This is a genomic window from Chryseolinea lacunae (genome assembly GCF_016735595.1).
GTDB lineage: Bacteria > Bacteroidota > Bacteroidia > Cytophagales > Cyclobacteriaceae > Chryseolinea > Chryseolinea lacunae.
The window spans coordinates 56,372-70,364 of sequence record NZ_JAERRB010000015.1; the positions used below are offsets into that span (position 1 = coordinate 56,372).

Genomic DNA, 13,993 nt, shown 5'->3' on the forward strand with positions numbered 1-13,993 from the left:
CACGATGAACTTAGGCTCTTAAGATCAAGATGACGGATGTATGCTAAAGTTAGCCGTTACCCGGGCGTTTACCAAAAAAAGTGATGCATAATTTGCTGTCATTTTCGCAGGAGTAGGTTGGTCTACAGTGTGTTGTAGAGAAAATTCCCCCGCAAAAACAAGGTGACAACGTTAGTTTCGTTTTGCGGGCAGCTGCAAATAGAACGTGGCCCCCTGGTTTGGGATGGACGACACCTTGAGCGTGCCGCCGTGCAACGACGCAATTTGTTTGGAGAGGCTCAGACCAATGCCGGATCCTTCTTTTTTTGTGGAGAAGAACGGCACAAAAATTTCCTGAAGTTCTTTTTCGGGGATGCCTTTGCCGTTGTCGGTCACCTCGATGCGAAGGGTGTTGTCTTTGGCGTGCGCTTTCAATTCAATGCGTTTGTCGGGGCGGTTTTCCAGCGCGTGGCGGCTGTTGGTGATGAGGTTGATGAGCACCTGTTCGATGAGGGTGGGGTCGAAGGTGGCGTTGAGGTCGGAGGGCTCAACCAGAATCGTGAGTGCAATGTTGTCGCGCACCAGCGTTTGCTGCATGAGCTTTTCGATGGTGGAGAAAAACACATGGAGGTTCACCTGCTCCGGAGCGGGTTTGGGCACGCGCGTGAGCTTGCGATAGTTTTCTACAAAGTCGAGCAGGCCGTCGCTTCGTTTGTGGATGGTGGCCAGCGAAAAAAGAATGTCGCCCACGGTTTCCTCGTCAATGTCGTGCAAGGATTTTTGTCGGCCTTCCTTGTCTTTCAACATCGTTTGCATGGTTTCCGTGAGCGAGGCAATGGGGGTAACGGAGTTCATGATCTCGTGCGTGAGAATGCGGATGAGTTTGTGCCACGCTTCAATTTCCTTTTGCTCGATTTCGGAGTTGATGTCTTGTAGTGTGATGAGTTTGTGTGGCTGGTTGAGGATGACCAGTGTGGTGACATCGACCGACACGATTTTATTTCCCGCGTCCGAGCGCACCTCAATGACCTTGCGGCCCGCGTCGCCCAGCGATTCAATTTCCTGCACCAGCGCGGGGTGAAGCTGTCGGATGAGTTTCCAATTCTTCAAACCCTGTATGCCCATCAAACGCTCGGCGGTAGAGTTGATGAGCGACACTTCGTCGCGTTGCAGGGAAACTACGCCCACGGCCAGTTGCGACACCAGCAGTTGCAGAAAATGATATTGCGCCTCCTTCTCAATCTTCACCTGTTTGTAGGCGTCTATGATTTCGGCCATGCTGTTTTGAAGCTCGGAAAATGAACTGCCTAGCGGCGTGCGTTTGAAGGTGACGGAGAAGTCGTTGTATTTGATGGCGAGAAAAAAACGCGACAGTTCGCGGTTGGTGTGATTCACAAAGCGGATCAGCTCCACCACCTGCAACACCAGCACCAGAAACACAATGATCTGGTTGAAGAACAGGCGGTCGTCGCCAAAAATCCACGTAAGCAACAACACGTTGGCCACGAGCAACAGCACGCGCAAAACGGTGAGCCAGGTGAAGCGTTGGTAGATCATGCGTTGGTATGTGGTTGGAGTGTCAAGATGGTTCGCGTGTTTGTCTTAAATGCCGTGCTTTTTCATGCGCCGATATAACGCGGTTCGTGTCATGCCCAGGGTTTTGGCCGTGTTGCTCACATGGCCGTCGTGATCGTGAAGCGACTGGAGAATGAATTGTTTCTCCATCTCGTCGAGCGTTTGGGGTGGCGTGTCTTTTTTGGGTGAATAGCCCGCGTTGTTGATGAGCAGCTCGGCCGAGTGAATCACCTTGTCTTCATTGAGAATGACGGCGCGCTCCACGGCGTGTTGCAGTTCACGGATGTTGCCGGGCCAGTTGTATTTTTTTAGTTTGGCCACCACCGCTTTGTCAACACGGATGTCGGTGCGTTTATATTTTTGGCCATAACGTTGCACAAAGTGATCGAGCAGGGCGGGCAGGTCGTCGAGGCGTTCGCGCAACGGTGGCACGCGCACTTCCACGGTGTTGATGCGGTAGAGCAGGTCTTGTCTGAATTTTTTCTCGTAGACCATTTCGTGCAGCGGCATGTTGGTGGCGCAGAGCAGGCGAAAGTCTACAGGTGTTTCTTTGCCGCTGCCCACCCGTTGCACTTTCCGGTGTTGCAGCACGGTGAGCAACTTGGCCTGCAAGGGAAGCGAGAGGTTGCCGATTTCGTCGAGGAAGATGGTGCCACCCGAAGCCAGCTCGAAGCGGCCGGGCTTGTCTTGTTTGGCGTCGGTGAAGGCACCTTTCACATAGCCAAAGAGTTCGCTTTCGAAAAGCGTTTCGGTGATGGCTCCGAGGTCTACGCTGATAAACACGTTGTCGCGTCGCGCAGACTGCCGGTGTATGGCGCGCGCCACCAGTTCTTTGCCCGTGCCGTTTTCGCCGAGAATGAGCACGTCGGCATCGGTGCCTGCCACACGGTCTATCATTTCGTGCACCCGTGCGATGGCCGGCGAGGTGCCGATGAAGTCTGCGTAAGGATGGTCGATTTCGTCGCGCAGTTTCTCTTGTGTGTTTTTGAGTTTCTCCACTTCCTTGCGCGAGTGGCGAAGTTGCAGGGCAGAGAGCAGTGTGGCGAGTAGCTTCTGATTTTTCCAGGGCTTCAGCACAAAATCGACGGCGCCGTTTTTCATGGCTTTCACGGCAAGATCCACTTCGCCATAGGCCGTCATGAGCACCACCACGGCGTGGGGGTCGAGTTTCAGAATCTGGTCGAGCCAGTGAAATCCTTCTTCGCCGTCGTTCACACCTTTCTTGAAATTCATGTCGAGCATGATCACATCAAACTCTTGTACCTTCATGAGGGCGGGGATTTTGGTGGGATCGTCTTCAATCTGCACAGTGGCAAACTCTTGTTTCAAAAACATGCGCGCTGTTTCCAGCACATCGCGGTCGTCGTCTACCATCAAAACCTTTGCTGCATTCATATCTTAAGGCAATGTGTTTTTAGTTTGTATCCCCTTCGCTGGCTCGGCCTGGCACCACGGGTCTCCGGCAAGCCAGTGACCATGCAAACCCAGCCCCGGCATTCAAAAACGGGCTGCTAACGTCCTTAAACATAAATCAATTGTATCAATTTCAAACATTATTGTGTATCAATTCCGATACAACCAGTATCTTCAGGTTTTTGAATTGGAGTTGTAATGACTTGATATTCAAAGTCTTGATAGAATGGCACAACTTTCGTAAAGGGCTTAGGCATTATGATAAAAAACTATCTCGTTATCGCGCTCCGGAATTTTCTGCGGAACAAGAACTACACCATCATCAACGTGCTGGGGTTAACCATCGGCATCACGTCGTGTGTCGTCATCTTTTTGCTGATCACCTACGACCTGGGCTTTGATAAATTTCATTCGAAATACGACAACATCTATCGCGTGGTGCAGGGCGCAAAGAGTGCATCGGGCACGGAGTATAGCTCCACAACGCCTTATCCGTTAGCGCCAGCCCTTCGGAACGACTTTCCTGAAATTCCTTTGGTGACTCAATTGCACTACCAGGATGAAATGCTGGTGCGCATCGGCGACGAAAAACAAATGGTGGACAACATCATCTTTGCCGACTCGCTGTTTTTTCAGGTTTTCGATTTTAAGGTGTTGTCGGGTCGGCCTGAAGTAGACCTGGGGCAGCCCGGCAAAGTGTTCCTGACCGAATCGCTTGCCAAAAAACTGTTGAAGGACGATAACATCACTACGCTGAAATTTGGCAAGGATCAGTCGCTCGAAATCGCGGGCATCATTGCCGATCCGCCCGCGGCCTCGCACGTGAATTTCTCGATGGTGGTTTCCATGCCGTCGCTGAATTCAGACCTGCTCGGAGGTTTGCCGCTGGACCAGTGGGGCATGACGGCTTCGGGTTACGTATACATCGTGCTTCCTTCCAACATCACGGCGGCATCGATGACCCCGCGCTTCAAAGGGTTTGTTGATAAATATTTTGACAAGGAGGATGCCACACGCAAATGGTTTTCATTGCAACCGCTGCGCGAGATTCACTTCAGCAAAGACTATGTTGAAAATCCAGGCCCCAGCGCCAACGCCGAATATTCCGACCTGGTGGTGATGGGCGTGCTGGGATTGTTCATTCTGATCATCGCCTGCATCAACTTCATTAACCTGTCTACGGCGCTCGCCATTCGGAAATCGAAAGAGATTGGCATACGCAAAACGCTGGGCGCAAAGCGCGGACAACTCACCCTTTATTTTCTGGGAGAAACGTTGCTCATCACGCTGGTGGCCGTGCTCATCTCTCTGTGTGCCACGGAGTGGCTGTTGCCCTGGCTGAACACGTTCCTCAGCAAGGCGCTGGTGCTTAATCTTTTTTCCAACGGCCTGCTGGCGCTGTTTCTGGTGGGACTGATCTTTATCGCTACATTCTTTTCAGGATTTTATCCTGCCGTTATTCTTTCGGGTTTTGATCCGGCCGCTGTGTTGAAGAACAAAATCTCGGCGCAGGGAAGCTCCGGTGCCACCGTGCGAAAAGTGTTGGTGATCTTTCAGTTCATGATCGCGCAGGTGCTCATCATCGGCACGCTGGTGGTGGCCGACCAGATGGAATATTTCCGTAGCAAGCCCCTTGGCTTTTCGAAGGATGCCATCATCGACATTCCTATTCCCGACATCACAAAAGAAAATTTGCAATCGCTGCGCGCGCGGCTGGAAGCCATTCCCAATATTGAGCATGTGTCGTTCACGCTGGGACCTCCAACATCGTCGAACAATTTTAATACAGGCTTTCAACTGAGCGAAAAGGGTTCGGACGAAAGTTTCCGCATCACCGTGAAGCCGGTGGATGTGCACTATATGGAAGTGTATGGCATTAAGTTGAAAGCCGGCCGCTGGTTCACGGAAGCAGAAGAACGGCAGGCCGACTCGGACTTGCCGAAAGAAGAGCGGGTCTTCAAATACATTCTCAACGAGTCGGCCGTGCGCACGCTCGGTTTTCATGATCCACAAGAGATTCTTGGGAAAATGATTACCACCGGTGTGCGACGCATCAGCGCAGAAGTGATTGGAGTTGTAGAAGATTTTCATAGCGCTTCCCTTCACGAAGCGATCCAGCCCGTGGTGTTGATGCACATGCCCGACTTTTATTATGTGGCAGGCCTGAAAGTGAAACCCGAAAATTTTTCAGAAACCATTCGTGCCATCGAGAAGAACTGGACAGAAGTGTTTCCCAACTATTTCTTTAGCTACGAGTTTCTGGATCAGGAACTGGCCGCCCTCTATCGCCAGGATGAACGCACCTTTACGCTGTTCAAGATTTTTGCGGGCATCTCCATCTTCATCGGGTGCCTGGGATTGTATGGACTCATATCATTCATGGCCAACCAGAAGATGAAAGAGGTGGGCATTCGCAAAGTGATGGGCGCCTCTACGGGCAGCATCCTGATGTTGTTCTCGAAAGAGTTCATTAAACTGATTGTGATCGCGTTTGTGATGGCCGCACCGCTGGCGTGGTATTTCATGCACACGTGGCTGGAAGGCTTTGCCTATCGCGTAGACATTCAGTGGACGGTGTTTCTGATCGGTGTGATCTCTACCATGGTCATTGCCCTTGCCACCGTGAGCTATCGTTCGCTGCGCGCGGCAGTGTCTAACCCCGCAGAAACATTGCGCACCGAATAGAAAATAGTGAACAAAGACATCGGCATTAATAAGCATTAGAAACGATTAATCTCTTCTGGATATGTTGAAAAATTATTTCAAAACCGCGCTTCGAAACATACTTCGCGAACGCCAGTATGCCCTCATCAAAATCGGCGGCCTGGCGTTGGGACTGGGCACAAGCCTTGCGTTGTTTTTGTATGTAAGAAATCAGTTGTCCTACGACGAGATGCACCCCGATGTAGATCGGTTGTATCGGGTGAATCAAACCAACATCTGGGACACGAGCGGTGGATACTTTGGGTCCACTGGCCCTGCCGTGGCATCGGCACTGATGGCGGAATATCCCGAGATTGAAAGCGTGGTGCGCGTGAACACTCCCGGTGCGCAGACCGTGCGCTACACAAAGCCCAACAAGCAGGTGGTGGCATTCAACGAAGACAAAGTGATGGCCGCAGACTCCATGTTCTTTTCGTTTTTTGCCTTCACGCTGAAAGAGGGCGATCCTCAAACGGCTTTGCAGGGAAAAAACAAAGTGGTGCTTTCCGACAAAGCCGCAAAGCGCCTTTTTGGCGACGAGCCTGCCCTGGGAAAAATCATTCAGGTGGGTGACAGCCGCCAGGCCGTGGAAGTGACTGGCGTGACGACCGAGCAACCCGTGAACATGCATTTTCAATTTGATTATATGTTGTCCATCTACACCAACCCCGCCATCAAAAACATGGAGTGGAGCTGGATCTGGACACAGGTGGTGACCTATGTGAAGTTGAAACCCAACACCGATTTGACCGCCCTCAACGCAAAGCTAAAAACGTTACCCTCGCGCTATGCGCCCGCCACGTTTAAAAATCTGGGCATCGACTTCGACGAGTTCCTGAAGGAGCGCGGCCACTGGGAAGTATACCTGCAGCCGGTGCGCGACATTCGTCTGTATTCTGCAAAGCTGGGCAACCGTCTGGGCGCGGTGGGCGACATCACCTATGTGTATGTGTTCAGCATTGTGGCGGCGTTTATTCTGCTCATCGCTGTGGTGAACTTTATCAACCTCTCCACAGCACGCGGCGCCAATCGTGCCAAGGAAGTGGGTGTGAAAAAAACGCTCGGGCTTTCCCGGCTTTCACTGATCGCCCAATTCCAGGTTGAACACATCATGGTGACGCTGGTGGCCATGCTGTTGGGGCTTGGTGTGATGGAGTTGTTACGCCTGGTCATACAGCCGTTGACGGGGCTGGAAATTCCTGTCGCGACGTGGAACAATGGAACGTTTTTCGCCATCGTGTTGCTGTTGCCGTTGGTGATCGGTTTTTTGGGTGGACTTTATCCGGCATTCTATCTCACATCGTTCCGGCCCGCACAAGTGCTGAAAGGAAAAACAGTGTCGGGGTTGCGCACGTCGCAGCTTCGGAATGCCCTGGTGATTTTGCAGTTCACCATTTCCATCACACTCATGGTGGCCACGCTGGTGGTGTTTGATCAGCTGGATTATTTTCAGTCGACAAGCCTGGGCTATGAACACGACAACATTCTGATTTTGAACAACGCCGAAAAACTGGGCGATCAGTTGAAGTCTTTCCGCGATGAGGTGTCGGGCTATCCCGGCGTGCAAGAAGCTTCGGCGTCTATGGACATGCGGACAAGTTATGAAGACATCTTCATGCGCGAGGGCGACAACCTGAAGCTGCCCATCACGCAAATGAAAATTGATGAACATTTTTTTGCGACCACAAAGCTCCAACTCGCCGCCGGTCGCACCTTTGAAGAAAACCGTCCGTCGGATGTAAATGCTGTCATCATCAATGAAACCACAGCGAAGCTCTATGGCTGGACGCCCGAAGAGGCCGTGGGGAAACGCATTATTTATCTGGGCGACGACCTTGACAAGCAGGAAGTGATTGGTGTGGTGAAAGATTTTCATTTTCAATCGCTCTATCAGAACATCGCACCGTTTATGTTCTTCAACATGCGGTCGCACATGTATGGTCAGCAAAAGATGGTGATGTTAAAATTCAACGCCCACGACTTGCCTGCGTTGCTGAGCAGCCTTGAAAAACGCTGGGGCCAGCTGGTTGAAGACACGCCGTTTGACTACACGTTTCTGGACGATCGTTTGAAGATGCAATATCAGGAACAGCAACGTTTGGGCGCCTTGTTTTCCATCTTCACGCTGCTGTCCATTTCCATCGCCATCATTGGCCTGGTGGGATTGGTGGCCTACTCGGCCGAGCAACGCAAAAAGGAAATCGGCATCCGTAAAGTCTTTGGTGCATCGCTGTCGCGGATCTATATCATGATGAACACGCAGTATGTGAAACTGCTGCTGGTGGCGCTGGTGTTGGCCACACCGTTGTCGTGGTGGATGATGCAGCAGTGGCTCGACACGTTTAAGAACAAGGTAACCATCAACCCCTGGCTGTTTCTGTGTGCGGGAGGCGCGGAGCTGTTCCTGGCCATGGTGTGTGTGGGCTACCTGGCATTGCGCGCAGCGTCGCTTAACCCGGCCGTGGTGCTTAAGGATGAATAGTTGACGGCGGCGTCTGGTGTGCCGGGTGCCTCAGTTTCTCCACAACATCGTGCAGTGCCAGCAACGTGGCCTCATCCGAAACCTCTCCATTCTTGAGTTTCGCCCTCACGAACGGGATGAGCAGTGTGGCCACCACGTTGGCCGAAATGGCCGACAGCGTGAGCAGGAGCGAAGCGTGGGCCTTGTCGCCGCCGGTAGAGGCCGTGATGAGGCCCACGGGTTTGTCCATGAAGTCGGCTGTGGACACGGTCCAGTCGAGGGCGTTCTTTAAAGAGCCCGGCACCCCAAACGCATATTCAGGTGTGCAGATCAGCACGGCGTCGGCCTCGCGTATTTTGGTGCGGAAGTGTTGAACTGTTTCCGGAGCCACTTCGCTGTCGTCGAAGTGTGGAAGCGTGCCCAGGCCGTCATAGATATCGAACACGACGTCCGCAGGCAACGTGCGCGACACATGCCGGATGATGGTGTGGTTGGACGATGTGGCACGCAGGCTGCCAATGATGACGAAGATATTAGTGGGTTGCATGGCGGTGCAAAAGGGTTTGAATCGATTGCAGTTGAACCCCTGTGTCTTCACAAAAGTTCAACAGGCATCTGCAAGTTACAGTTTCTGCTGCGATCAAAATGCCCTAGCGCTTTGATGAGTCTGTGGAGGGCAACTTGAACTTCAGCTAACGTCCGCCAGTGAACACTGAACTATTTTTTGCGTTCGCCACGCTCCATTCTTTAAAACCAACCATATAAGTTGTAGTTTGCATTGTGGGCTGTTATGACAATCATAGCAGACGATTTGGAGCCTATGATAAAATTTTACAGCGTAGCGTGGCTATTGCTGATCGCCACGGTATCGCTAGGGCAAGGCAAGCTTGTGCTGGTGGGTGGCGGATCAGAAGAGGAGGGAGGATGGAGCGACACGCCCTATGCCTGGATTGTGTCGGAAGCGGCCAACAAAAAGGTGGCCGTCATCAGCTACACCGACGAAGACAATTTCATTCCCGACTATTTCATTTCGCTGGGTGCCGCAGAAGCCCGGAATATAAAAATTGATACCCGTGCCGTTGCCGATCTCCAGGCTACGTACGACGCGCTGATGACCTACGATGCCTTCTTCTTTAAAGGCGGCGACCAATCTCAATACTATACTTTATATAAGGACACGAAGACGATGCAGGCTGTCATCGACAAATTCGGCGCCGGTGGCGTAATGTCGGGCACGTCGGCGGGTATGGCAATTCTGTCGAAAGTTTTTTATACGGCCGTGAAAGGATCGGTCTATCCCGACGAGGCGTTACAGGATGTGTTTGGCAAAGACATGACACTGGCCGATGATTTTCTGCCGCTGTTTCCCGGTTTTCTCTTCGACACACATTTCACAGAGCGCGGGCGCATGGGCAGGCTGATGCCGCTCATGGCACGCTGGTTTCTGGATCATGGCGAACTGCTGACCGGGATTGGGGTGGACGATCGCACGGCCATGTGCATCGACGCCGCGAAGACCGGCGAGGTGTTTGGCACGGGAACGGTCTCTATCTTTAACAGTCAGACGTTTTCTGTCGATCAAAAAGACAAGCCAGGTGCGGACTCCGTGCACGTTGTTCAGCTTCTTCACGGCCACCGCATCGATTTAAGCTCGGGCCAGATTGTGAAAGGACCCACCGATCTGTTGCCACCCCAACCCCGCCGCGAAACCGGCAACTATCAGGTGGCCCTGAGCGGCAGCGAAGGCGTTTCGACCAACACCGAACTGCTCCAATACCTCGTGAAAGAAACCGGGCTGGTGGCCGACACCGTGGTGGTGGTGACCGCGCCGGGCAAAGCAAAACCCTTTATACAAAAGATTCAGGATTTGGGTGGACGAACCTTGCTGGTTGAAACCTCGGCTCCATTTAACGACACAGAACAACGCGACCTGCGAAACGCGATCCGCCGCGCCAGGAAAATTCTTTTTGTAGAAAACGACGACGATGCCCTGTTCAACTTCCTGGCCAACGGACCCACCGGATTGCTTCTTAGCAGCCACATGCGCAGGAATGGGATGATCACTGCCTTTGCGGGAGAAGACAGCCGCTATGCGGGCAAATCGTTTGTGACCAATCATCTCACCGATCAGTATGCGGCATACTATGGCCGGCTTAACTTCCGTAAAGGTCTTCGACTGTTGCCATCCTCTATCGTGATGTCGAACACGTTCGATCTTAATACATCTGATTATTATGAGAACACCACCGCCTCGGTGTCTTATGCCATGGTGGCCGACAGCACGGCGTTTGGCATCTATCTGAACCGGAACGGCTGTCTGAAATTTTCACAGACTGCCGGGCGCAATGTGTTTAAAGCAAAAGGAGACTTGTCAGCTATCATTCTCGTGAACCGGGGCACTACGGCTGCTTTGGCTTCGCAGCCCGTGTCGGCAGGCAAGGCGGCACGCAACTATGCGGGCTTTACGTCTATGCGACTGGTGATGTTGAATAACAACAACACGTTCGACGCGGGTGTGCCCATGCCAACGGTGGATGCACCCTACGTATTCGAAAATCTGGTGGTGGGCACAGCGCCCGATTTGAACCGGCCATCCTTAAAAGTATTTCCAAATCCGTCGGCGAATGGTATCTTTAGTTTGTTGTGGAATGTCGCACCCCCCGGAAAAGTGGAGCTTTCTGTGGTGGATGCCATGGGCAGGACACTCGTGCAGGAGAAGCGTTTGATGGAAGATGAAAACGTCGTGAATGTGTCGGCGTTGCCGGATGGTGTCTACCTGCTGCGCGTGAACACCGGCACCGGCATTGTCACACACAAAGTTATGAAGCAACCTTGACCCAGAATTCAAAGGCGCCGGCAAATTCCGGTGCATAACCCAGTAAAAACAACCAAACCAACTATCTGCTTATGAGGAAAACGCTACTGTTTTTAATTTTTTCATTTTTATCCTGGTGCTCGCTGGCCCAAGAGCGAATGGTTCGCGGAAAGGTGACCAGCGCCGAAGACGGTTCGGAACAGCCAGGTGTGAATGTGGTGGTGAAAGGTACTGCGAAAGGTACTGTCACGGATCAGGATGGTCAGTATTCGCTGCAAATCACCGCGGCCGACGAAGTCCTGGTGTTCACGTTTATCGGCATGCAACCCCAGGAGGTAGTGGTGAACAACCGCGACCGGATTGACGTGGTGATGCAAGCCGACACAAAACAACTGGCAGAAGTGGTTGTGGTTGGCTATGGCACAGAACAGCGGCGACTGATGACCGGCTCGGTGGGTGTGGTGAAAGCCGACGCCATCAAAGATTTGCCCGTGCCCACCATAGACGGTGTGTTGCAGGGACAAACCACCGGCGTGCAGGTGAGTCAGAACTCGGGCACACCCGGCGGCGCCATGTCGGTGCGCGTGCGCGGAACAACGTCGCTGAGCGGTTCAGGCCAGCCGTTATATGTCATTGATGGCATTCCGTTGATTACGGGCGACTTTGGACAAATTGGATATGAAGGGCAGGGCATCAACGCCTTATCGGATCTTAATCCCAGCGAAATAGAATCGATCAGCGTTTTGAAAGATGGCGCCGCGGCCGCCGTGTATGGTGCGCGTGCATCAAACGGTATTGTGCTCATCACAACCAAACGCGGCAAAAGCGGCAACTCGGTGGTGAACGTGAATATGTATCAGGGTTTTCAACAGGTCTGGAACAAACTCGATATGCTCAACACACAACAGTGGATGGAATATCGCAACGACCTGGCCGGAACCACGGTGTTTACAGAAGCGCAGATAAATGATCCCAACAAGGTTAACACCGACTGGCAAAAAGAAATTTTTCGCACCTCGCCGATACGCAACTATGAAGTGTCGACACAGGGCGGAAATGACAAGACCAAGTTTTTTATATCAGGAGGGTATTTCGATCAGAAGGGCATTCTTATCGGCACGGGCTTCAAGCGTGTGAACGCACGCATGAACGTGGATCATAAAATCAACGACCGCCTGAACATCGGTGCCAGTGTGGGGCTCACGTATTCCACCAGCGATCGTGTGGAAAGCGACCAGTCATTGCACGGACCACTGCCCAACGGCATCTCTACACCTTCCATCATTTCTGTTTACAATGCAGACGGCTCGTATAACCAGAGCGGTCCATACTCCAACGCGGTTTCCATCGCCAACGAAGCCACGAATAAAAACTTTACCTATCGCACACTGGGCAACGTGTTTGGTGAATACAAAATTCTGCCGGGGTTGAGTGTGGTATCGAAGTGGGGTGCCGACTTTTACAACCTTCGCGAGCATGCGTTTGAATTTAACACCGTGCAGGGGCAGAAGTATAACGGTCTTGGATTTGAAGCCTATACCAACGTGCTCAACATTGTGAGCAACAACATGCTGAAGTATGACGGATCCATTGGCAAACATAATTTTGATGTTGTGCTGGGCTACAGCTTTGAAAAATATCAGTCGCGCGATTCCTATATGCGTGGCCAGGACTATGCCGACGAAAACCTGCAATACATCAACTCGGCAGCCACCAAGGTTGATGTGACGGCAAGCGCACTCGACCGGGGCATTCGCTCATACTTTACCCGGATCAACTACAACTTTGATGGCAAGTATATCCTATCGCTTTCCGGCCGTGTGGATGCATCCACAAACTTTGGTCCCAACAACCGGAACGGATTTTTCCCGGCAGCATCGGCTGCGTGGCGTGTGAGCCAGGAAGATTTTTTCCGCGACAACGTGACCGCCGTGTCGGAGTTTAAGATCAGGGCGAGCTATGGCTTGCTGGGGAACGACAACATTCCGTCGTTTTCGTATCAGGCGTTGTATAGCAACGGTTCGTACAATGGAAAACCGGCCATCTATCCCCGCAGTATCCCCAACCCAGACCTGAAGTGGGAAACCACCGCACAGCTGGACATTGGTGTGGATGTTGGCTTCTTTGCCGACCGTCTCACACTGGCGGTTGACTACTACAACAAACAAACACGCGACCTCTTGCTGAGCCGTCCGCTGCCTCCCAACTCAGGATTTTCCAGCATCACCGAAAATGTGGGTGAACTTCAAAACAAGGGTGTAGAAGTGACGCTTGGCTACAACGGCCCGTTGGGTCCTGTGAAATGGAGTTCTTCACTGAACCTGTCGGCCAACCGAAACAAAGTGATCAAACTCTACAACGGTCAGGTCATTGACGATGGTCGTGGTGGAAACCGCATCATGGAAGGTGAGCCTGTGGGCGTTTTCTATAACTTCAAATCGTTGGGCGTTGATCCTTCAACAGGCGACATTGTTTTTGAAGACACCAACCACGATGGCGAAATCACAACCGACGATCGCACCATCATTGGCAATCCCAATCCCAAATTTATTGGCGGGTTCACCAACACCTTCAACTACAAAGGTTTTGACCTGAGCGTGTTCCTGCAATTCTCCTATGGCAACGACGTGTTCAACGGCTCGCGACTGTATCTTGAATCGTTGCAGGGTGGCGACAACCAGATTGAAGCTGTGACCCGTCGCTGGCGCAAGCCCGGCGACATCACCGACATTCCGCGTGCCACGTCCGATCCGGTGAAAGCCGCAGAGAACAAGCGCGCATCGTCGCGGTTCATTGAGGATGGATCGTATATGCGGGTGAAGAACCTCACGTTGGGCTACACCTTCAACAAGATCTTCACCAGCAAGGTGATGCTGTCGAGCCTGCGTGTTTATGCCAGCGCCCAGAACCTGTTCACGTTCACGAACTATACGGGCCTTGACCCTGAAGTGAATTACAGCGGCAACGACATCCGGGTGGCCGGAACAGACTTCTTCACGTTTCCGCAAGCACGTGCCATCACTTTTGGTGTTAATCTTAAATTCTGA

General features: G+C 52.3%; 7 protein-coding genes. 4 read left to right on the forward strand and 3 right to left on the reverse strand.

Annotated elements, in window-relative coordinates; all coding sequences use genetic code 11:
- Nucleotides 1-171: 171 nt before the first annotated feature.
- Both JI741_RS28795 and JI741_RS28800 read right to left on the reverse strand, forming a co-directional pair.
- Nucleotides 172-1,536, reverse strand: a complete 1,365-nt coding sequence (locus JI741_RS28795; protein ID WP_202015615.1) for a sensor histidine kinase — start codon at nucleotides 1,534-1,536, stop codon at nucleotides 172-174.
- Between the two features lie 45 nt (nucleotides 1,537-1,581).
- Nucleotides 1,582-2,949 (reverse strand): sigma-54-dependent transcriptional regulator, encoded by a 1,368-nt coding sequence (locus JI741_RS28800; protein ID WP_236676325.1) that lies wholly within the window; start codon nucleotides 2,947-2,949, stop codon nucleotides 1,582-1,584.
- A gap of 276 nt (nucleotides 2,950-3,225) precedes the next feature.
- On the opposite strand from JI741_RS28800, the gene JI741_RS28805 reads away from it, so the two are divergent.
- Nucleotides 3,226-5,652: an ABC transporter permease gene (locus JI741_RS28805; protein WP_202015616.1), complete on the forward strand. Its 2,427-nt coding sequence runs from the start codon at nucleotides 3,226-3,228 to the stop codon at nucleotides 5,650-5,652.
- Between the two features lie 61 nt (nucleotides 5,653-5,713).
- The gene (locus JI741_RS28810) at nucleotides 5,714-8,152 is read left to right on the forward strand and encodes an ABC transporter permease (protein WP_202015617.1); all 2,439 of its coding nucleotides are present in this window, start codon (nucleotides 5,714-5,716) and stop codon (nucleotides 8,150-8,152) included.
- Here JI741_RS28810 and JI741_RS28815 read toward each other — a convergent pair.
- Nucleotides 8,139-8,678: an NADPH-dependent FMN reductase gene (locus tag JI741_RS28815; protein ID WP_202015618.1), complete on the reverse strand. Its 540-nt coding sequence runs from the start codon at nucleotides 8,676-8,678 to the stop codon at nucleotides 8,139-8,141. The two genes, JI741_RS28810 and JI741_RS28815, sit on opposite strands and share 14 nt — an antisense overlap.
- 273 nt (nucleotides 8,679-8,951) lie before the next feature.
- On the opposite strand from JI741_RS28815, the gene JI741_RS28820 reads away from it, so the two are divergent.
- Together JI741_RS28820 and JI741_RS28825 are read left to right on the forward strand one after the other, a co-directional pair.
- Entirely contained in the window at nucleotides 8,952-10,967 is a 2,016-nt protein-coding gene (locus JI741_RS28820) for a T9SS type A sorting domain-containing protein (protein WP_202015620.1), read from the forward strand.
- A 71-nt stretch (nucleotides 10,968-11,038) separates the two neighbouring features.
- A complete protein-coding gene (locus tag JI741_RS28825; RefSeq protein WP_202015622.1) occupies nucleotides 11,039-13,993 on the forward strand; it encodes a SusC/RagA family TonB-linked outer membrane protein in 2,955 nt (984 codons plus the stop codon).